19 protein-coding genes are annotated in these 20,042 nt (G+C 60.6%); 12 read left to right on the top strand and 7 right to left on the bottom strand.

What is annotated here, in order from left to right:
• The 3 genes from AC1D35_RS23795 to AC1D35_RS23785 form a co-directional block, all read left to right on the top strand.
• The coding region (locus AC1D35_RS23795) for a cytochrome c-type biogenesis CcmF C-terminal domain-containing protein (protein WP_477940310.1) at positions 1-277 on the top strand (277 nt) is incomplete at its 5' end.
• Positions 274-741 carry a cytochrome c-type biogenesis protein gene (locus tag AC1D35_RS23790; protein ID WP_477940308.1) on the top strand — a complete coding sequence of 156 codons (468 nt, stop codon included), beginning with the start codon at positions 274-276 and terminating at the stop codon, positions 739-741. The genes AC1D35_RS23795 and AC1D35_RS23790, both read left to right, overlap by 4 nt.
• 75 nt (positions 742-816) lie before the next feature.
• A complete protein-coding gene (locus AC1D35_RS23785; protein WP_477940306.1) occupies positions 817-1,509 on the top strand; it encodes a CBS domain-containing protein in 693 nt (230 codons plus the stop codon).
• Between the two features lie 39 nt (positions 1,510-1,548).
• Here AC1D35_RS23785 and AC1D35_RS23780 read toward each other — a convergent pair whose 3' ends face one another.
• The 3 genes from AC1D35_RS23780 to AC1D35_RS23770 are packed head-to-tail and all read right to left on the bottom strand — an operon-like array spanning position 1,549 to position 3,033.
• Positions 1,549-2,112 carry a DsbE family thiol:disulfide interchange protein gene (locus AC1D35_RS23780; RefSeq protein ID WP_477940304.1) on the bottom strand — a complete coding sequence of 188 codons (564 nt, stop codon included), beginning with the start codon at positions 2,110-2,112 and terminating at the stop codon, positions 1,549-1,551.
• Positions 2,113-2,268: a heme exporter protein CcmD gene (locus tag AC1D35_RS23775; protein ID WP_113335628.1), complete on the bottom strand. Its 156-nt coding sequence runs from the start codon at positions 2,266-2,268 to the stop codon at positions 2,113-2,115. It abuts the gene before it with no gap.
• Positions 2,269-3,033, bottom strand: coding sequence for a heme ABC transporter permease (locus AC1D35_RS23770; RefSeq protein ID WP_113299485.1), 765 nt, complete (start codon positions 3,031-3,033; stop codon positions 2,269-2,271). It abuts the gene before it with no gap.
• 268 nt (positions 3,034-3,301) lie between these two features.
• Here AC1D35_RS23770 and AC1D35_RS23765 point away from each other — a divergent pair, with 268 nt between their 5' ends.
• Entirely contained in the window at positions 3,302-5,152 is a 1,851-nt protein-coding gene (locus AC1D35_RS23765) for an ABC transporter transmembrane domain-containing protein (RefSeq protein ID WP_477940312.1), read from the top strand.
• Between the two features lie 90 nt (positions 5,153-5,242).
• Here the strand turns inward: AC1D35_RS23765 and AC1D35_RS23760 are convergent, their stop codons facing one another.
• The gene (locus tag AC1D35_RS23760) at positions 5,243-6,433 is read right to left on the bottom strand and encodes an ROK family transcriptional regulator (protein WP_477940302.1); all 1,191 of its coding nucleotides are present in this window, start codon (positions 6,431-6,433) and stop codon (positions 5,243-5,245) included.
• A gap of 172 nt (positions 6,434-6,605) precedes the next feature.
• On the opposite strand from AC1D35_RS23760, the gene AC1D35_RS23755 reads away from it, so the two are divergent.
• The 7 genes from AC1D35_RS23755 to AC1D35_RS23725 all read left to right on the top strand — a co-directional run bounded on the left by AC1D35_RS23755 (position 6,606) and on the right by AC1D35_RS23725 (position 15,639).
• Positions 6,606-7,880, top strand: coding sequence for an ABC transporter substrate-binding protein (locus AC1D35_RS23755; protein ID WP_113299488.1), 1,275 nt, complete (start codon positions 6,606-6,608; stop codon positions 7,878-7,880).
• Between the two features lie 68 nt (positions 7,881-7,948).
• The gene (locus tag AC1D35_RS23750; protein ID WP_477940299.1) at positions 7,949-8,833 is read left to right on the top strand and encodes a carbohydrate ABC transporter permease; all 885 of its coding nucleotides are present in this window, start codon (positions 7,949-7,951) and stop codon (positions 8,831-8,833) included.
• Complete coding sequence (locus AC1D35_RS23745; RefSeq protein WP_477940297.1) at positions 8,833-9,684, top strand: carbohydrate ABC transporter permease; 852 nt, start codon at positions 8,833-8,835, stop codon at positions 9,682-9,684. The genes AC1D35_RS23750 and AC1D35_RS23745 overlap by 1 nt, the downstream gene beginning before the upstream one ends.
• Before the next feature lie 52 nt (positions 9,685-9,736).
• Complete coding sequence (locus AC1D35_RS23740; protein WP_477940295.1) at positions 9,737-10,879, top strand: ABC transporter ATP-binding protein; 1,143 nt, start codon at positions 9,737-9,739, stop codon at positions 10,877-10,879.
• A gap of 18 nt (positions 10,880-10,897) precedes the next feature.
• Positions 10,898-13,036, top strand: coding sequence for a beta-galactosidase (locus AC1D35_RS23735; protein WP_477940293.1), 2,139 nt, complete (start codon positions 10,898-10,900; stop codon positions 13,034-13,036).
• Between the two features lie 50 nt (positions 13,037-13,086).
• Entirely contained in the window at positions 13,087-15,102 is a 2,016-nt protein-coding gene (locus tag AC1D35_RS23730; RefSeq protein WP_477940291.1) for an aldo/keto reductase, read from the top strand.
• A 204-nt stretch (positions 15,103-15,306) separates the two neighbouring features.
• Complete coding sequence (locus tag AC1D35_RS23725; RefSeq protein WP_113299494.1) at positions 15,307-15,639, top strand: hypothetical protein; 333 nt, start codon at positions 15,307-15,309, stop codon at positions 15,637-15,639.
• Positions 15,640-15,704: 65 nt separating this feature from the next.
• Here AC1D35_RS23725 and lysA read toward each other — a convergent pair whose 3' ends face one another.
• On the bottom strand, positions 15,705-17,048 hold the full coding sequence (lysA, locus tag AC1D35_RS23720) for a diaminopimelate decarboxylase (RefSeq protein WP_477940288.1): 1,344 nt from the start codon (positions 17,046-17,048) through the stop codon (positions 15,705-15,707).
• Between the two features lie 104 nt (positions 17,049-17,152).
• Between lysA and AC1D35_RS23715 the strand changes: the two genes are divergently transcribed.
• Positions 17,153-18,031 carry a LysR family transcriptional regulator gene (locus tag AC1D35_RS23715; protein ID WP_477940286.1) on the top strand — a complete coding sequence of 293 codons (879 nt, stop codon included), beginning with the start codon at positions 17,153-17,155 and terminating at the stop codon, positions 18,029-18,031.
• 57 nt (positions 18,032-18,088) lie between these two features.
• On the opposite strand, the gene AC1D35_RS23710 is transcribed toward AC1D35_RS23715, so the two are convergent.
• The gene (locus AC1D35_RS23710) at positions 18,089-19,150 is read right to left on the bottom strand and encodes a sn-glycerol-3-phosphate ABC transporter ATP-binding protein UgpC (RefSeq protein WP_113299497.1); all 1,062 of its coding nucleotides are present in this window, start codon (positions 19,148-19,150) and stop codon (positions 18,089-18,091) included.
• 21 nt (positions 19,151-19,171) lie between these two features.
• Positions 19,172-20,026: a sugar phosphate isomerase/epimerase family protein gene (locus AC1D35_RS23705; RefSeq protein ID WP_477940284.1), complete on the bottom strand. Its 855-nt coding sequence runs from the start codon at positions 20,024-20,026 to the stop codon at positions 19,172-19,174.
• Positions 20,027-20,042: the final 16 nt, after the last annotated feature.

Below are 20,042 nucleotides of genomic sequence, written 5' to 3'. Positions count from 1 at the left end.
GCTCTATACCGCAAGGCAGATGCCGACGACGGAAGCCGGCATCCTGACCTTCGGCCTCAGCCAGCTCTATATGTCGCTCGGTGACGCGACGAAGGACGGCGGCATTGTCGTGCGCATCTGGTGGAAACCGTTCATTCTCTGCATCTGGGGCGGGACGCTGATCATGGCGCTCGGCGGCGTCGTCTCGCTCACCGACCGGCGCCTGCGTGTCGGGGCGCCGAGCAGGAAGGCGAAACCGGCCAAGCCGGCAGCCCCGGCCATGGAGCCGGCGGAATGATCAGGCGTTTCCTCCTCGTCCTGGCGCTCATGATGGCGGCCGCCCCCGCCTTCGCCGTCAATCCGGACGAAGTGCTCTCCGACCCCGCTCTCGAAGCCCGCGCCCGAACACTGTCTTCCGAACTGCGCTGCATGGTCTGCCAGAACCAGTCGATCGACGATTCCAATGCCGATCTCGCCAGGGATCTGCGTCTGCTGGTGCGCGAGCGCATCACCGATGGCGATAGCGACGAGCAGGTGCTGAACTACATCGTCTCGCGTTATGGCGAGTTCGTGCTGCTGAAGCCGCGCGTCAGTGCGCGCACGCTGCTGCTCTGGGGTGCGCCGGTGCTGCTGATCCTCGCCGGYGGCGCCTCGCTCATCGTCTTTGCCCGCAAGCGGGCCGGCAAGCCCACCGGCAGCAAACTCACCGCAGAGGAGCAGGCAAGGCTCGCCGAGTTGCTGGATCCGACACCGCGACTTTGACGGAGGTCAAGGTCGGTTCGTCCAAGCCATCCTACTCTCATGGTACCAGATGTTTCCGGAAAGGGAGGTGCACGCATGCAGGCCAAGGACATTATGACGAGCAATGTGGTATCGATCAGCCCTGCGGCAGGGATCCGCCATGCCGTTGCGGTGATGATGCAAAACAATGTCAGCGGGCTGCCTGTCGTTGACGACGAAGGGCGGGTCTGCGGGATTCTGACTGAAGGCGATCTATTGCTGCGTCGGGAGATCCGGCTTGCGCCGCGCATCGCGCGTAACACGGAAATTACCTCCGACGTCGATCTTGACCGCTACATTCGCGGCAATGGCTGGTCCGTCAGGGATATCATGTCACGCGACGTTATCGTCGCCACCCCGGACAGCGAGGTCTCCGATATTGCCGAAAGCCTTGAGGTCCATCGCATCAAGCGTATTCCGATCGTTGAGGCCGGACGGCTCGCGGGGATCGTCAGCCGGCGCGATATCCTCGCTCTGATAACAGATGCGCCGACCCTCAGGTTGCCGCGCGAGGATGGCGCGATCCTGCTCGCGGTTCGCGCACGCCTGAAATACGATCTCGGCCTGACGCCGCAGAGGATCCGCGTCTCCGTCCATAACGGGCAGATCACACTTGAAGGAAATGTGGAAACCGACTTGCAGCGCCGTGCCGTGCTGGCGCTCGTCGAGAATCTCGGATCGGGAGGCTGCCTTGATCGATTGCAGCTTGCGGCAGATTCAGATCCGGACAAGCGGTCGCAACAGGCTTGAGGTGAAGTCGCCGAGCCAGCTGTAGACGAGGGCTTCCGGTCAGTTGCCGGCAGCCAACGCCCTGTCGAGAGCGGGACCGATGCCTGCCGACAGGGCCTTTTCGTCGAGCGGGCCGACCTGTTTGAACAGGATGCGGCCGTCGCGCCCGATGACGAAGGTCTCCGGCACGCCGTAGACCCCCCAGTTGATCGCCTCCCTGCCGGTCGGATCGACGCCGACGGCTGCGTAGGGGTTCCCGTTGTCGCGCAAGAAGGCCAGAGCGTTGCTGCTGTTATCCTTGTAATTGATGCCTATCAGCTTGATGTGCGTGTCCTTCGATAGCTGCATGAGCGCGGCATGTTCCTGCCGGCAGGGGATGCACCAGGATGCGAACACGTTGACGATCGCGACCTGGCCGGAAAGCCCGCTATCCTGAAGTCCGGGAGACTGTAACCCGGCAAGCGGCGGCAGATCGATCGCAGGATGTGCCTGACCGATCAGTGCGGTAGGGAGGGCGGAGGGCGAATATCCTTCCACCGCCTGCCGATAAAGCATGCGCCCGGCGGCTCGGGCAATTGCCACAAATACGAGCAGCGGCACGGCGGTCAGAAGATAGGGGCGCACCTAGCGGACCTCGCGCCGCGCGCGATGCCTGATTTTCGCCAGCGCCTCGACCTGCCGGCGATAGGTACGGCCGCGAAACCAGGTCATCGCGCTGATGGTGATCATGACGGTGAATGCGACCGTATAGGCTGCCAGCACATAGTCCTGATGTGTCATTCAATTCTCCCTTTGCATTGCGGCCCGTGCGGCCAAGCGATGATGCGACATGAGTCTTCGCCGCCAGATCTCGTTCCTGATCGAGGCCATGTGGAGGGTGAAAAAGAGTGCTGTGAAGGCAAGGCCCATGGTCAGGAGCGGGCGAAGGAATTCGATGTCCAGAGCAGGGCCATCCAGCCTGAGCACGCTCGCCGGCTGATGCAATGTGTTCCACCAGTCGACCGAGAACTTGATGATCGGAATGTTGACGAAGCCCACGAGAACGAGGACCGCCGTAACACGAGCGGCGCGCGTCGGCTCGTCGATTGCACGGTTGATCGCCAATAGACCGAGATACATCAGGAAAAGCACGAACATCGAGGTCAGGCGTGCGTCCCACACCCACCAGGTTCCCCACATCGGCTTGCCCCAAATCGCGCCTGTGACGAGCGACACGAAGGTAAAGGCGGCGCCGATGGGTGCGGCGGCGCGCGCAGCGACATCGGCAAGTGGATGGCGCCATACCAGGGAGCCGATGGCGTTTGCGGTCATCACCGTATAGCAGAGCATCGCCATCCATGCCGCGGGCACATGGACATACATGATCCTGACGGTGTCACCCTGCTGGTAATCGCCATCGGAAACAAAACTCAGATAAAGTCCAACAGCGAAACAGAGAACAGTGATGATCGAAAGTCCAGGCAGGGCCCGATCGGCCAGTTCCAGGAATCTGGCGGGCTGCGCTAGCCCGGTGATGATATCTTTGATGCGTCTGACGTAGGTCATGGCCCGCTCTAGCGTCTAGCGCCGTCGGTTTATTTGACCCGGATCAAACTGCGACCGGTGGGGCGGTCATACGCCTGTCGTTTCGCCCGTCCGCTAGCACGATCCAGGCCTGGCTGTGGGGTGCAGCAGGGCTTATCGCGACATACTGGTGGGACCTTCTGCCGCGGTAAGGCTCCGGCGGAACCGACCGGTAATTGATCGCGGTCAAAGACTGTCGCCGCGCCAGTGCCAAAAAGGAGGCATTCCAGTCCAGGAGACCCTCACCTTGATGATTGCCGCGCACGACCGATCTGCCGCTCCTCCCACCGACGTGACTGCAGGCTCCCGACCGCGGTCCGGAAAAAAGAGGCCTGATGTCTCCGGCCTCGTCCGGTTGCTGCCCCTGTTGCGGCCTCACCGGGGCTTGCTGCTATTGGTGCTCGTTTCGCTGGCGGCGGCGGCTATGATCTCGCTTGCACTGCCGATGGCCGTCCGCCGGATGATCGACCACGGTTTCGGACAGTCCGACGGTGGCTTCGTCAACAGCTATTTCCTGATGCTTCTTGCGCTTGCAGTCGCACTCGCCGTCGCAAGCGCTTGCCGATATTATTTCGTTACGACGCTTGGCGAGCGCATCGTCAGCGACCTGCGTGTGAAAACCTTCCGCAACGTAACGCGTTTGCCGGCGAGCTTTTTTGACGCCAACAAATCCGGCGACATCGCATCGCGGCTGACGGCGGATGCCGCGCAAATCAAGTCCGCATTGAACCTCGCCGCATCGGTGGCCCTGCGCAATTCGTTGCTGTGTCTCGGTGCGCTGGTGATGATGTTCGTCACGAGCCCGGGACTTTCCGCCATCATTTTGGGTGCCATCCCGCTCGTCGTCGCGCCGCTTGTCCTATTCGGCCGCTCGGTTCGCAAAAAATCGCGTGCAGCCCAGGACGCTCTTGCGATCGCGTCCGCCTTTGCCAGCGAGATGATCGCCGGAAGTCGGACGGTGCAGGCCTTCAACGGGGAGGCGGCGGCCAGCGAGAGATATGCTGATGACGTTGAGGCGTCCTATCGCAGCGCCGTCTTTGCCGCCCGATCGCGCGCGCTCCTGACCGCTGTTGCCATTGCGTTGATTTTCGGAAGCGTCGTCGGGGTTCTCTGGATCGGCGCTCACAATCTGCTATCCGGAACGCTGTCGGCGGGCAGCCTGAGCCAATTCCTGCTCTATTCCGTCATTGCTGCCGGATCGCTGGGATCGCTATCTGAGGTCTGGGGTGAACTGGCGCAGGCGGCAGGTTCCGCCGAACGTCTTTTCGAACTGCTCGATGAAGATGCCGGCGAGCGCGACCCGGTGTCACGCGCTCCGCTCGGCCAACCCCCAAAAGGCGCGATCGAAATCCGGGATCTGCATTTTGCCTATCCGGGAGCTCCGGACAGGCAAGTCCTCGCGGGCCTGTCGATGAGCGTCCGGCCCGGCGAGACAGTCGCGCTTGTGGGTGCCTCCGGCTCGGGCAAGAGCACGGTCTTTTCGCTGCTGCTCGGTTTCTACAAGGATTATTCCGGCGACATTTCGCTCGATGGCTGCGATGTGCGCACAACCGCCACCGCTACAGTTCGAGGGGAAATTGCTATCGTGCCGCAAGATGTGACCATCTTCGCGACGACCGTCGCAGAAAATATCAGTCTCGGAAGACCTGACGCGTCAGAGGACGAGATCGCGGCTGCAGCGACCACGGCAAGGGCGCACGGATTTATTTCCGAGTTGGCGGACGGCTATCGCACCGTGGTTGGCGAGCGCGGTCTCACCCTGTCGGGCGGTCAGCGGCAAAGGCTTGCGATCGCCCGTGCCGTTCTGAAGAACGCGCCGATCCTTTTGCTGGATGAGGCCACGGCATCTCTCGACGCTGAAAACGAAATGCTGGTGCAAAGGGGGCTCGACGAATTGATGTGCAACCGCACGACGATCGTCATCGCGCATCGGCTTGCCACGGTTCTCAAGGCGGATCGAATCCTGGTGATCGACGGCGGCAGGGTGATCGAGGAGGGGACGCACGCCACGTTAATCCGCAAGGGCGGAGCATATTCCAAGCTTGCCGAATTGCAGTTCGATCTCTCGGGGTCGGCAGCCTTGGAGCATGATGCGGCGTGAGCGTTGCCTAGTCGACCGCCACATCAGGGACCGGCGTCGCGGGTGAGATCATTCATTCTCGGCCCGGTCGCCGCCCGCTACGGAAGCCGTCTATCCGAATGACTGGAGGGGTCTCGTGACGCCTCCGACCGATTCGAAATCGAACATCTTCTGCGTTACCAACGCTGCGGCGCCGCGTGCCCATGAATTGTCCTCCCAATCGGGAAGAATGGGGGGTGGCATTCTGAAGGTTCTAAGTGCCAAGGCCTCCTGCAGAGGCGCCAGAAAGTGTTCGCCAAGTGAAACAGCTTCTCCGCCCGCCACGACCACTTCCGGATCCGTCACATTGACGAGATTGGCGAGAGCCGTTCCGATACTGCGCCCTGAATCCTCGACGATCCGGACAGCCGTCGAATCCTCGGCAGCAAGCGCCTGGCGCAACTCGGGCGTGCCCAGATCCTGGCCCCCACCCGTCGCCTCACGCCAGCGCCGCAACATCGAGGCCTCGGAATGGTAGGCCATCAGGCAGCCGCGCTTGCCGCATTCGCAGAGGCGGCCGTTCTCCTCGTAGAGCGTATGTCCGAACTTGCCGGCTGCGCCATTGGCGCCGCGATAGAGCTTGCCCTCGATGACGAGGGCGCAGCTGATGCCGACGCCGACCGCCAGCACCGCCATGTTGCGATGCTGCCGGCCGAGGCCGAACAGCTGCTGTGCGATGGCGTAGGCGTTAGTATCGTCCTCGAGCCAGACGGGAACATTCGCACGATTGGCGAGAAGGGATGCTAGCGGAACGTTGTCCCAAGCGAATCGGTGGCTTCTGATGCACATCGTCTGTTCGTTGTTGATGACGCCCGGCATCGATATGCCGATGCCTGTAAGCTTAGCATGCGTGCGTCCCGCAAGCCTGATGAGCCTCGGCACCGTTGCGGCCAGCAGGTCTGCGACATCATCCGGCGCGCGGCTGGGCATCGGGATCCTGATGGCGGCGAGAGGGCTCGTCGCCAGGTCGGTCGCGACGCATTCCACTGTATCGGCCATGAGCTTAAAGCCAATCGCCAGCCCGTGCCCGTAATTGATCTCCACGGGGATGGGAGGACGACCGGTGAAGCTGGAAACCGCCTCTCCCTCGGCGACGATGCCTTCCTCCACGAGATCACCGACGACGAAGGTGAGGGCTGCCGGACTGAGCTGAGTGATCGTTGCCAACTCGGCACGGCTTTTGGGCCCTTCCTGCCTGAGCAGGTTCAAGATCAGACGGCGGTTCATGGCCCTGGCAGTCGTCTGGTCACCTTTGAGCTTCACGGCCGAGTTCCTTTATTTTGTAAATAAACTATTGCGACGCTTCCTGATCTATGCATAACTTTGCCTCGTCGATCAACTCGGAATGTGGAGATCGACACGTTGAATGCCCGGCGTCCCCGTTGTGGAGGACGGCCGCCGGGACGTGTTGATCTGCTCAACTGGGAGGAATTCAATGGCATTTTCCAAGCATTTTTCGTCGACCACTCGCCGCACCTTTCTGAAGGGCGCGGGCATGGTATCTGCGGCCGCGGTCGCAGGCGGCTTTCCGATCCCGGCAATTGCCCAGGCCCAGGAAGTCAACGTGATCTCAGCTGAAAGCAACGGCAAAGGGCTCGAAGCGCTGAAGAAGATCGCCGAGGATTTCGGCAAGCAGGCTGGTACGAAGGTCGTCATCAACAATATGGACCACGAGGCCCACAAGACGGCGATCCGCAATTATCTGACGGCAGGTGCGCCGGATGTCTGCTTCTGGTTCTCGGGCAATCGCATGCGGGCCTTCGTCAAGCGAGGCTTGTTCGATGACATCTCGGATCTGTTCGAAAAGGAAAAATACAAGGACGTTCTCGGCGCAAGCACGGGCGCGGTTACGGTCGACAACAAGCAGTACGGTCTGCCCACCGGCGGCACGCTCTGGGGCATGTTCTACCGGAAGGATGTCTTCGATCAGAACGGGCTGACAGTACCGACGACGGCAGACGAATTCTCGGCCTATTGCGACAAGGCCAAGGCCGCCGGGCTGACACCGGTCGCCATGGGCACGAAGGAGCTCTGGCCGGCTGCCGGCTGGTTCGATCAGATGAATCTTCGCATCAACGGTCTCGACAAGCACATGGCGTTGATGGACGGGCAGATGAGCTATCTCGATCCCGCCCTGACGCCGGTCTTCGATCAGTGGGAAGCCATGATCAAGAAAGAGGTCTTCACGCAGAACCACACGTCTTTCGGCTGGCAGGAAGCCGCAGCCTTGCTCGCGCAGAAAAAGGCAGGGATGATGAACCTCGGTGCCTTCCTGCGCTCCGCCTTCACGGACGCGGATCTGCCGCAATTGACCTTTGCTCCTTTTGCCACCCTCGATGCCAAGGTCCCCCGGTTCGAGGAATTCTCGCTGAACTCGGTCCATATTCCGACGAACGGCAAGAACAAGCAGGGTGCGCGCGAATTTCTGGCCTATTTCTACAAGCCGGAAAATCTCGCAGCCTATCTGGAGCCTGGTGGTAACGTGCCGCCACGCAGCGACCTGCCGCCAAGCAAGGATCCACTGGTCAATGCCGCGGTTGAGTCCTTGAAACAGGTCAAGGGAACCTCACAATATTACGACCGCGACAGCGACCCGGATATGGCGCAGGCAGGTCTGGTGGGCTTCCAGGAGTTCATGGCCAAACCCGACCGCCGTCAGGCGATCCTGCAGCGCCTCGAAGGTACCCGCAAGCGTATCTACAAGATCTAGTTCTCCTCCCGGCGACCAGGAGCGGAACCGCGGTTCCGCTCCTTCTATCCTCCATGAGGTTCTGGACAATGTTGATGTTATGGCGCCGCCAGCGTTGGTGGCTCACCCCGACTATGCTTATCGCTCCGGCCATGATCCTGTTCTTCACGGTCATCCTGCTGTCGGCCGTCCGCAGCCTCTGGATCAGTCTCCACGACTGGGATGGAATGGGTCCGATGACGTGGATCGGTTTCGGCAATTATGTCGAACTCTACAACGATCCGCAGTTCTACACCTCCTTGAAGAACAATCTGATCTGGCTGGTGATGTTCATGGCCGCGCCGCCGCTCGGGCTGGCGATCGCGCTGCTCGTCAACCAGAAGATCCGCGGCATGCGTTTTTTGAAGTCGCTCTTCTTCATTCCGCTCGTGCTCGCCTCCGTCACCGTCGGCGTGGTCTTTACCTGGGTCTACACACCGGAGTTCGGGCTTCTTGCACTGATCTTCAGGGCATTTGGGGCAACCGCGCCTGCCGTGCTTTCGGACGAACATTTCGTCACCTTCGCGATCGTCATCGCAGCCCTCTGGCCGCAGATCACCTTCTGCATGGTGCTCTATCTCGCCGGCCTCAACAACTTGAGCGAGGAGCTTATCGGCGCCGGGCGTGTCGATGGCGCGAAGGGATGGAACATGCTCTGGCACATTGTTCTTCCGCAACTGACGCAGGTCACGTTCATCGCGATCGCGGTCACCGTCGTCGGCGCTCTTCGATCCTTCGACATGGTGTCGGTGATGACGCGAGGCGGACCTTTCGGCTCCTCGTCAGTGCTCGCCTACCAGATGTTCGAGCAGTCCATCTTCTCCTACCGCTTCGGATATGGCGCGGCGATCGCATCGGTCCTGTTCGTGATCATGGCAGTATTCATCGTCTGGTATCTGTCGCGGATCGTCCGCACCGAAGAAAGGGGCGGCTGATGTATCCTCGTCCAATTCCCGAGACGGCCGTCTGGCATCGCCGCTTCTATTTCCTGGCCGTACTGGCCGTCCTTTTCCTGTGGCTCTGCCCGCTCTTCGCCATCATCCTGACGTCGTTTCGATCGACCGCGGACGTGATGGGCGGCAATCTCTGGGGATGGCCGACCGAGTTCGGCCTCCTCGACAACTACACCGCCGTCTTCACCCAGACGCCGATGGCGCAATATTTCCTGAACAGCCTGACGATCACGATACCCTCGGTGATCGGCGTCCTGGTCCTGAGCACGCTCTCCGGCTTCGTGCTTTCGCGATACCGCTTTCCAGGAAACATGCTCATCTTCGCGCTCTTCGTCGGCGGCAACTTCCTTCCTCACCAGATCATGATGATCCCGGTGCGCGACCTGATGGTACGGCTCGACTTGATCGATACGACGACGGCGCTGGTCATCTTCCATGTCGCGTTCCAGACCGGCTTTGCGACGCTCTTCATGCGCAACTTCATCGCCGCACTGCCCGATGAACTGTTTCAGGCGGCAAGAGCCGAGGGAGCCTCGCCTTTCCAGACGCTCATCCATGTTGCGGTTCCTCTCGTCCGGCCGGCGCTGGCAGCACTCGCCATCCTCCTCTTCACCTTCATCTGGAACGATTATTTCTGGGCGGTCGTGCTGACGGTGAGCGATTCCGTCAAACCGGTGACCGCCGGCCTTGCCAACCTGCGCGGCGAATGGGTCTCGGCCTGGAACCTCATTTCGGCCGGAACGATCGTCGTCGCCGTCCCGCCCGTGGTGATGTTCTTCTTGATGCAGCGACACTTCATCGCCGGCCTGACGATGGGAGCGGTCAAAGGATGAACGCACTCAGGAATCCGGAAATCAGATCTTCAAAAGCAGAGAGCCAGGAAGCATGACCAGCCTCGAACTGCGACAGATAAACAAGAACTATGGTGCCTACCACGCATTGCGAGGGATCGATCTCTCGGTGGAAGAGGGCGAGTTCATCGTCATGGTCGGTCCGTCCGGCTGTGGCAAGTCGACCCTGCTCAAGACGATCGCGGGTCTTGAAGGCATCACCTCGGGTCAGATCCTCATCAACGGGCGCGACGTCAGCCGCGAGGAGCCGGGTGACCGTGGCATCGCGATGGTTTTCCAGTCCTATGCCCTTTATCCACATATGACAGTCGCCGAAAACATGGGCTTCGGCCTTCGCATGGCGAAAAGACCGAAGGTGGAGATCGATGCGGCGGTCGCGCGCGCGGCCAAGATCCTTCGGATTACCGATCAGCTCGAGAAGCGGCCGAAGCAATTGTCGGGCGGACAGCGCCAGCGCGTCGCGATCGGTCGTGCAATCACCCGTTCGCCGGATGTCTTCCTGTTCGACGAACCGCTGTCGAACCTCGATGCGGCGCTGCGCACGCAGATGCGGGTCGAACTGTCCAGCCTGCATTCTGAACTCGGCGCGACCATGGTCTACGTGACCCACGACCAGGTCGAAGCCATGACCATGGCAAGCCGCATCGTAGTCTTGAACCATGGCGTGATCGAGCAGGTCGGATCGCCGCTCGAACTCTATCGCAATCCCGACAACCTGTTCGTGGCGGGATTCCTTGGCGCTCCGAGAATGAACTTCCTGTCCGTCACGGTGGACGAGGTCTCGGGCCGGCAGGTCAGGGTTTCCGCCCCGGGGCTGGCGCCTACGACGGTCGAACTCTCAGACCCTGCTGCGCTCCATAAGGGTACGAGCCTGACGCTCGGCGTGCGGCCGGAAAACATTTCGGTGGTCACGGATGGAGCAGAGAATGGCGCGGTGTCCGGCATCGTTCGTCTGGTCGAGCATCTCGGCCGTGAAACGATACTCTATGTCGACGCCGGCGACCTGAGCACCGTCGCATCGGAGAGCGGAACCGGAAACATCACCATTCAGCTCAGTTATGTCGCGCCGTTCAAGGCCGACCAGCCGGTGACGCTGAAACTCGACGCTGCCGAACTCTATCTCTTCGCGCCTGACGGCCGCACGATCAGCGCCCGCAAGGCAATCATCGACAAATAAGTATCAGGATAGACGCCCGTGTCTGAAAACAAGTCAGCAAAAATCTCCGCCTGGAATCCGGTCAAGACCAACCGCTTTCTCGTTGGCGCTCCGCACTATCCCGAACATGTCGACGAGAGCTATTGGGAGCGCGACGCCGAGCGCATGGCTAAAGCCGGCTTCAATATCGTCAGGATGGCGGAATTTGCCTGGCATATTCTCGAACCTGAACTCGGACGTTTCGATTTCGATCTGTTTGACAGGGCAATCGCCGTCCTCGCAAAGCATGGCATCGATACGATCATGTGCACGCCGACGGCCACACCGCCGCGCTGGCTGACCGTCGCGCATCCCGAGATCCTGCGGGTGGATGGCAAGGGCCGGCCGATGAGCCACGGGTCGCGCCAGCACTGCGACACTGCAAGTCCGGTGTTTCGCGAGCACAGCCGGCGCATCACGAAAGCGATGGCCGAGCACTATCGTGACAATCCACGTGTCGTCGGCTGGCAGACCGACAACGAACTCAACACCAGCATGCCGGAAAGCTTTTCAAAGGCGACGCTCAGCGAGTTTCAGGTCTTTCTCGCCGGGAAGTACGGCGAGATTAACAAGCTCAATCACGCCTGGGGAGGGGATTTCTGGGCGACCGCTTACCAGAGCTTCGACCAGGTGGTGCTGCCGATCGATTTCGGGCCCACGTTCCCGAGCCCCGGCCATATGCAGGACTACCATCGCTTCCTGGCCTTCGCGACGGCGCGTTTCCAGCATGATCAGGTCGAGATCCTGCGTGCCGTCAAACCGTCCTGGTTCGTCTTCCACAATCTGGGCGGCCTGCGGGATATCGACTTCCGTGGACAGTTCACGACCGATCTCGATTTCGTCGGCTACGACATCTATCCGATGCTCTACGACGAGTTTCAGCGTATCGGCAATCACGCCAAAGTGCAGGCGCTCCATCTCGACATCTGCCGGGGCTTTTCCGGCAACTACATTGTCCCTGAACAGCAATCCAGTTTCGGCAGCCAGCCGGGATTTTGCACCTTGACGCCGGAGCCCGGAGAAATGCGCCGCATGGCGATGTCCTCCGTTGCGCGCGGCGCCGACGGGCTGATGTTCTTCCGTTGGCGGCCTGCCCATTTCGGCGCCGAGATCTACTGGATGGGGATTATCGATCACGACGACGTCCCGCGCCATCGCTATGACGAGGCGAAGCACTTCGCCACCGACATGACGGCACTACAGGATAGGATCCTCGGGACCTATGTGCGCATGGACGTCGGTATTGCCGGATCGGATTTCGACAATCAGGAGGCTCACAAGACCTATCCGATCGGTCTGCCGAGCCCTCAGGACGATGCCGTCCTGCTGCATCAGTATTGCTACGATCGCGGCATTGCCTGCGGGTTCATTCATCCCGAAGATGATCTCTCGAAGCTGAAACTTCTCTACGTGCCGCACTGGGTCATGTGGAAGGACGAATGGACGGAGCGACTGAAGTCGTTCGCCGAAGAGGGCGGCACGGTGGTGTTCGGTGCCCGGACGGGAACCCGCGACGAGAACAATCACGTGATCAGGCAGACGGCGCCCGGAACGTCGCTTTCGGAGCTGACGGGTGTGCGGGTGGAAGATTTCGGCCGGCTTGCAGCCCCTGGCGCCAAGGGCCTGTTCGAGGTGATGGAGCGATCCGGCGGCCTTGTGGTGCCGCCGAGCAGGCCGGCGGAATCCCATCGCCGCGAGCGCCGCTTCAAGATCGGCAATCGTGAACTGACGGCGGGGTATTTCTACGAGAACCTGAGCGTCGATGATGATGTCGAGGCGATCGCTACTTGGTCCAACCGCTATGCCGACGGAAGGCCGATGGCGACATCCAGGACGGTCGGTAAGGGCCGGGTCGTCTATCTCGGTACCTATCTGACGCAGGATCTGACGGAGGCGTTGTCGGAACGCCTGTTCGGGGATGCCGGGATCGAGCCGCTGATCGCCGACTTGCCCGAGGGGGTCGAGGTGACGATGCGCATGAACGAGGATCGTCGTCTTCTCTTCATCCAGAACTACACGGAGAGGCCTGCCAGGATCTCTCATGTTCCGGCAGGCGTCGATCTTCTTGACGCCGGCAAGCCGGTGGATGGTGCCCTCGCGCTCGACGGCTACGGCTGCGCCGTGGTGCAGCTCTCCTGAAACACATACCGGCCGGAAACGCCGCCGGCCCGACAGGCTAGGAAAACGATATGACCGATACGGACAGAATTCGCTGGGGCATCCTTGGCCCGGGCCGGATCGCGGGCGACTTCTTTGCGGGCGTTGCTCAATCGAGAACGGGCCGCGTGGAGGCGATCGCCACCCGCGACCCGGATCGGCCGGGGCTGGCCGAGCGCTTTCCAGGTGTGCGAATCCTTTGCGGCTACGATGCTCTCCTGGCAGATAAGGACATCGACGCCGTCTACATCTCGACGCCGCACCCGACCCACGCGCAATGGGCGATCAAGGCGGCGAAGGCCGGAAAGCATGTGTTGTGCGAGAAGCCGATCGGCCTTTCGGCAGCCGAGGCCGAAGCCATGCAGGCCACGGCACGTGCAGCCGGGACCTTCCTCGGCGAAGCCTACATGTACCGATTGCATCCTCTGACACTGAGACTGATCGAGGTTCTGAAGGAAAAGGCGATCGGCGATGTGCGCATGGTCAAGTCGAGCTTCGGTTTTGCGAAACCGTTCGAAGAAGATCACAGGCTGTTTGCAAACGATCTCGCTGGCGGCGGCATCCTCGACGTCGGTGGATATCCGGTTTCGATGGTGCGCCTGATCGCCGGCATCGGCCAGCCGAACGGCCTCATCGAGCCTGACCAGGTGTTCGGCGTCGGACATCTCGGTTCGACGGGCGTCGACGAATGGAGCGCTGCCATCCTGCGCTTCCCGAATGGCATCGTCGCCGAAGTGGCCTGCTCGGTGTCACTTGCGCAGGACAACGTCCTTCGCATCTTCGGCACGGCCGGTTCGATCGAGATCGATCATTTCTGGTTCGCCGCGGGCAAGCAGGGCGGCACCGCCGTCATCAGGCTGTTTAACGCCGCCGGAAAGCGGAAAGACATCACCGTCGAAGAGCCCCGTCATGTCTACAGCTTCGAGGTCGACGCGGCAGGAGAGGCGATCAAGGCTGGGCGGGGCGAATTTGCCTACCCCGGCATGACGGCCCTCGACACACTTGGCAATCTCAAGGTGATGGACAAGTGGCGCGCCGGCATCGGGCTGGAATACGCCCTTGAGACACCCGCCGTTCGGACGAGGACGCTGACCGGCGAGATCCTCCGGCGCCAGGATGTGATCGTACCGCGCGGCCACATTCCCGGCATCGAGAAGGAAAGCTCGATGCTGGCGCTCGGCATGATGCTCTTTTCAACCTTCCCGGCCGCCGCGATCGTCTTAGACGAGTTCTTCGAAGCCGGAGGCAATCTCATCGACTCCGCCTTCCAGTATGGGGGAGGGACACAGGACCGGCTCATCGGCGAATGGGTCCGCAGCCGTGGCGTCAGGAGCAATGTGGTGATCATAGAGAAGGGTGCGCATTCGCCGCTCTGTTATCCTGACGTCATCGCCAAGCAACTGACTGCAAGMCTCGAGCGGATGCAGACCGACTATGTCGACGTCTACTTCATGCATCGCGACAATCCCGACATACCAGTTGGCGAATTCGTCGACGCCATGGATGCGGAAGTCAGGGCCGGTCGCATCCGTGGGCCGATCGGCGGATCGAACTGGACGCGCGAACGGATGGATCTGGCGATCGACTATGCCGAACGCACTGGCAAGACGAGACTCAGCGTCCTTTCCAACAACTTCTCACTCGCCGAGATGGTCGATCCGGTCTGGCCAGGATGCATCGCCTCGTCGGACGCTGCCTGGAAAAACTGGCTGAAGGAACGGCAGGTGGTCAACTTTGCCTGGTCCAGTCAGGCGCGCGGCTTCTTCACCGATAGGGCGGGGCGGGAGAAACTGTCGGATCGCGATCTGGTCCGTGCCTGGTATTCCGAACTGAATTTTGAGCGAAAAGCGCGGGCGGAGGAGCTTGGTCGTCGCCTCGGCAAGGATCCGATCCAGATCGCGCTCGCCTATGTCCTGCACCAGCCCTGGCCGGTCGTTCCCCTGATCGGTCCGGCGAGCCTTGCGGAGCTTCGCCATAGTCTGGCGGCCTCCGCCATCAGGCTTTCGCCCGGAGAGGTGCGGTGGCTCGAGAATGGCGAACTGGCTTGATCGAAAATAGATCTGGAAGCCTTGCATGATGCCAGACACGTTGATCGTCTGAGGCGGCTGGTCTGGGCACGCGCCGTAACAATGTGCTGCTCTCGTCAGGGAGCTTCGGGAAGGAGAGAACTTCTGGCTGTTCGGAAGGAAGCCAGTTGACAAGTACGCTTTTCAATGAGAACAAAAAGCGAACCAATGGGAAGATGAGCATTCATGATCCGTTTCGCGCCGAAGATGCAGCAGGACGCTGCCCCAGCAATCAAAATTGCAAAGTCGAACGCCAACATACGATCCGACATCGAGCTATCGGACATTTCCACCGCAGCCGTTGAGAACGAACCCGACAAGATGAAAGGGCAGGCTGCCACGACGATGTCAGGACCTGCGGGACCTGCCGCAAAACTCCTTGAATTGTCAGGGGAGCTCCCTCCGAAAGGCAGGAAGACGGGTTCCAGGAAGCGCAAAGAGGTAACAGGCCCCAAGCAGCTCGAAATCAGCAGTCAGGGTCACAATCAAAGCGCTGGCGATTTGGTGCTCGACCTCTGACGATGGGCTTCCAGTACCGGTGCCGAAGGCTTCGGCGTTTATGATCCTTCCTGGATTTTCAGGGCTTACGCCGCTTTCGCGGCAGGCCCCGCACTCAATTCCATTTGGCAAAGCTCGTCGATAGTCTGGCGCCGACGGATAAGCCGGGAGTTTACCCCGTCCAGGAGATATTCGGCAGCGTGAAGCCGGCTGTTGTAGTTCGACGACATGGAGGCGCCGTAGGCGCCAGCTCCATGGAAAACGAGCAGATCGCCGACCTGAGCAGGAGGGAGCGACCGCGTCTCCACCACACCATCTGGCCCTTGCGTGAACACGTCTCCCGATTCGCAGAGCGGGCCTGCTACGACAGTGGGACGTAGCTCGGATGGGCTGAGGCTTCGGCCATCGTGCGGGAGAACCGAGATTTCGTGATAGCTGCCATAGAGGGCGGGGCGCATCAGGTCATTGAAACCTGCGTCGACGAGGGTGAAGTGATTTCGGCCAACCTGTTTGGTGGCGCGGACCTCGGCCAGCAACAGACCGGCTTCTGCCACGAGGAAGCGTCCCGGCTCGATCTCCAGGCGTACGGCATGGCCGAGCTTGCTTTCTGCCTGCTTGCGCACGCTATCCCACAAGCTGAAATAATGCGCGGTATCGATCGCCTTGTCCCCGTGACGATAGGGAGCCGATAGGCCGCCACCGGCGGAGATCGCCTCGAAATCGTGATCCAGATCGATTAGCAAGCCGGTCATCGCATGGCAGACCCGCTCGAGATGGCGGTAGTCGACGCCGGAGCCGATATGCAGATGAAGCCCGACGAGATGCAGCCGATATCGCCGAACCAGTTCGACGGCTTGGGTAAGCTCTGCATGCCAGATGCCGTGCTTGCTGTTTTCGCCTCCCGTATTCGTTTTGTTGCTGTGACCGTGGCCGAAGCCTGGGTTCACGCGAAGCCAGACACGGTGACCTGGCGACAGTTCCCCCAGCTGGTGCAGCATGTCGATGGAGCCGATATTCACCTCGACCTTGTCGTTGACGACGCGGCGCAAAGTCGGGCGGTCGAAAATATCGGCGGTGTAGACGATGCCTGCGGCGCCAGCAGCGGTCGCGCTGGTGGAAAATCCGGCCCGCTGCGCGCGATCGATTTCGCCGAGGGAGACAGAATCCACATGCACCCCCGCCTCACGCATGAGGGAGAGGATGTGGATGTTGGAACACGCCTTCTGTGCATAGCGGATCACATCGAATCCGCCGAGCTGCCTTATCCGATTGCGGATCGTCGGAGCGTCGTACACCCATAAGGGCGTCCCATGCTCATGAGCGAGAGGGATGAGATGATCGGCAGAGATGAAGGTCATGACACTGGTTGTCCAAAGATGGCGGGCCGCGTACGCAGCCAATGCGGTTTTCACTTGCTGGGTTGACCACAAAAGCGGGCATATGAAAAATATCAGTTTTTGGAAATCCTATTCAATTCTGATATGAGGTCGGCATGTCTGTCACCCTTCGGCATATCGAGGTTTTCAGGGCTATCATGACGACCGGCAGCGTCACCGGTGCGGCCGGCATGTTGGCCACCTCCCAACCCACGATCAGCCGGGAGCTGGCGCGGTTCGAGTATCTTATCCAGATCAAGCTTTTCGAGCGTGTGCGCGGCCGACTTCGCCCGACGGCGCACGCTCTGCAATTGTTCGAGGAAGTGCAGCGCGCCTATTTCGGGTTGGACCGGATCATCAGCACGGCGACGTCGCTGCGCCAGTTCGAACAAGGGCAGCTCTCCATCCTATGCCTGCCGGTTTTTTCTCAATCGCTCTTGCCGCAGACCTGCCGGCATTTTGTCGAGCGGTTCCCGAACGTGGGCATCAGTATCGTTCCGCAGGAGTCGCCGCTGCTGGAGGAATGGTTGTCGGCACAACGCTACGACTTCGGCCTGACGGAGGTCGGCCATCCACCTCAAGGTACGGCGGTAAGCCCGCTCATGACGCTCGACGAGATCTGCGTGCTGCCGGACGCTCACCCGCTTCTTGAAAAGGCTGTTCTCTCACCGGACGATTTCGAAGGACAATCCTTTGTCAGCCTGTCGGCGACGGATAGTTACCGACAACAGATCGATCGGATTTTTCGAAACGCCGGCATCATGCGGCACATGGTCATCGAGACCCATAGCGCGGTATCCGTCTGCTCCATGGTGCGGGAGGGAATTGGCCTGGCCATCGTCAACCCTCTGACGGCCCTGGATTATGCCGGCAACGGCATTCATCTCCGCCGGTTGTCGTTCTCGATCCCGTTTTCCGTCAACATCGTGAGGCCGATCCATCGGCCGCCGTCGCAACTGGTCGAGGTTTTCGGAGCCGAATTGGCCCGGCAAGCCAGACAGATCGAAGCCCGGCTTGCCAACCTCACTGATCCTTGATGACTTCGCGGTGGCAGACGAAATCAGGGTTTGTTGTCTATGTTTTGTCGGACGCAATTAGTTCAGCACCGGTTCGCCTGCGGTGATGCGTTGCTCGCCTTCGTCAAACAGGTGGACGGCATCGTGGAGCGGAGCGATCCGCAGTATATCGCCGGGGGCTGCTCTGATCCGCTCCCGGAAGACGCAGCTGATCGTCTGCGTGCCGAGACGGGCAATCACCAATGTCTCGGACCCTGTGGGCTCGACGACGGCGGTTGTTACCTCGATGCCGTTGGGGTCGAGTGCGATGTGCTCGGGGCGAATGCCGTAGGTGACGGCGCCGGATGGGCGTCGCTCGCTCGGCAGGACGAGCCCGTCTTCGGTCCGGAAACCATCGTTCGTCATGCTCCCCCTAATGAAGTTCATGGCGGGAGAGCCGATGAAACCGGCGACGAAGAGGTTGTTCGGCCGGTCGTAGAGTTCGAGCGGCGAGCCCGACTGCTCGATCACGCCGTCCTTCATCACGACGATCTTGTCCGCCATCGTCATCGCCTCGATCTGATCGTGTGTCACATAGATCGTCGTCGTTTTCAGCCGCTGATGCAGCTCCTTGATCTCGGATCGCATCTGGACGCGGAGCTTGGCATCGAGGTTCGACAGAGGTTCGTCGAAAAGGAAGACGGCAGGGTCTCGAACGATCGCGCGGCCCATGGCAACACGCTGGCGCTGGCCGCCCGATAACTGCTTCGGAAACCGTTCGAGAAGCGCTTCCAGGCCGAGGATCTTTGCGGCATTGCCGACACGCTGATCGATTTCCGTCTTTGGCATGCGCTTCAGCCGCAACGAGAAGCCCATATTCTTGGCGACCGTCATATGTGGATAAAGGGCATAGTTCTGGAACACCATTGCGATATCGCGATCCTTTGGCGCCAGCTCGTTGACAATATGTTTGCCGATCTGGATCTCGCCCGAACTGATGTCTTCCAAACCAGCGATCATTCTGAGCAGGGTGGATTTGCCGCAGCCCGAGGGGCCGACGAGAACGACGAACTCGCCGTCGCGGATATCGACCGACACGCCTTTGATGGCTTTGAACGCACCATAATCCTTGCGCGCATTGTTCACTCTAACATGGGCCATTTTTTCCCTCCCAGGTCGCTATCAAAGCTTGTCCAAGACGTTTCTGAGGTAGGCAAGGCCGAGGCGTTCGCCCTCTTTTCGTGCATCGAGATCCTTGCCCGGCCATCCGTAGGCGGCGTCCTCGTGCTCGATCGACAGGCTGCCGTCGAAGCCGTTGGTGCGAGCCTGGCGCAGGAAGCGTGGCCAGTCGAGCAGGCCTTTGCCCGGCAGTTTGTACTGCCACCAGCCTTTGCCGTGATAGCCGACTGCCTGCTGTGCGGCCGTATCGATTGCAGTATCCTTGGCGTGGAGGATGGCGATGCGATCCTTGACCGCGTCCATTGCGGCATAGGGGTCGACGCCGATGCGGATGAGGTGTGAAGGATCGAACTCGAGACCGAAGCGTCGGTCGGGTATCCGTTGGAAGAGCTCCTGCCAGCCCTTCGGCGTGGTTCCGATGAAGTTGTCCTTGGGGCCTGGCCAGTTTTCGATCGCGAAGACAAGACCGCTTGACGTCGTCCTGGTGATCAGCCGGTTGGCGAATTCGGCAAAATCATCGTAGTTGGCTTCGTCGTCGACATCCTCGTCGCGTCCGGGAAAGATCACGAAGATCGGCACGCCTGCTTCGCCGATCGCCCGGGCAAATTCCTCCGTACGGGCGCGAAGCTCGCCGCGCTTGCCGGTGTTCGCATCGAGTTGGTTGCCGAAATAGGTGATCGAGGAGACGAAGAGATTATGGTCGCGAGCAAGTGCCACGGCGGCCCGCACCCTCTCCGGCGTCTTGATATGGCCGCCGACATCGATTTCGATCGCATCGAAACCGGCAGAAGCTGCGAAATCCACCACTTCCTCAAGCGGCCGGTCGTTGAATGTCGACGTGTAAAAACCAATCCTCATCAAAATCCTCCGAGCG

The sequence above is a fragment of the Rhizobium sp. P1_E6 genome, assembly GCF_056405875.1.
Note: the sequence above shows the minus strand (reverse complement) of the source record. Positions and strands in the feature narration are given on the sequence as shown.

Coding starts and splice junctions, on each gene's coding strand:
- AC1D35_RS23785 (WP_477940306.1), top strand. CDS start 817: ATGCAGGCCAAGGACATTATGACGAGCAATGTGGTATCGATCAGCCCT.
- AC1D35_RS23775 (WP_113335628.1), bottom strand. CDS start 2,268: ATGACACATCAGGACTATGTGCTGGCAGCCTATACGGTCGCATTCACC.
- AC1D35_RS23770 (WP_113299485.1), bottom strand. CDS start 3,033: ATGACCTACGTCAGACGCATCAAAGATATCATCACCGGGCTAGCGCAG.
- AC1D35_RS23765 (WP_477940312.1), top strand. CDS start 3,302: ATGATTGCCGCGCACGACCGATCTGCCGCTCCTCCCACCGACGTGACT.
- AC1D35_RS23755 (WP_113299488.1), top strand. CDS start 6,606: ATGGCATTTTCCAAGCATTTTTCGTCGACCACTCGCCGCACCTTTCTG.
- AC1D35_RS23750 (WP_477940299.1), top strand. CDS start 7,949: ATGTTGATGTTATGGCGCCGCCAGCGTTGGTGGCTCACCCCGACTATG.
- AC1D35_RS23745 (WP_477940297.1), top strand. CDS start 8,833: ATGTATCCTCGTCCAATTCCCGAGACGGCCGTCTGGCATCGCCGCTTC.
- AC1D35_RS23740 (WP_477940295.1), top strand. CDS start 9,737: ATGACCAGCCTCGAACTGCGACAGATAAACAAGAACTATGGTGCCTAC.
- AC1D35_RS23725 (WP_113299494.1), top strand. CDS start 15,307: ATGATCCGTTTCGCGCCGAAGATGCAGCAGGACGCTGCCCCAGCAATC.
- AC1D35_RS23715 (WP_477940286.1), top strand. CDS start 17,153: ATGACGACCGGCAGCGTCACCGGTGCGGCCGGCATGTTGGCCACCTCC.
- AC1D35_RS23710 (WP_113299497.1), bottom strand. CDS start 19,150: ATGGCCCATGTTAGAGTGAACAATGCGCGCAAGGATTATGGTGCGTTC.
- AC1D35_RS23705 (WP_477940284.1), bottom strand. CDS start 20,026: ATGAGGATTGGTTTTTACACGTCGACATTCAACGACCGGCCGCTTGAG.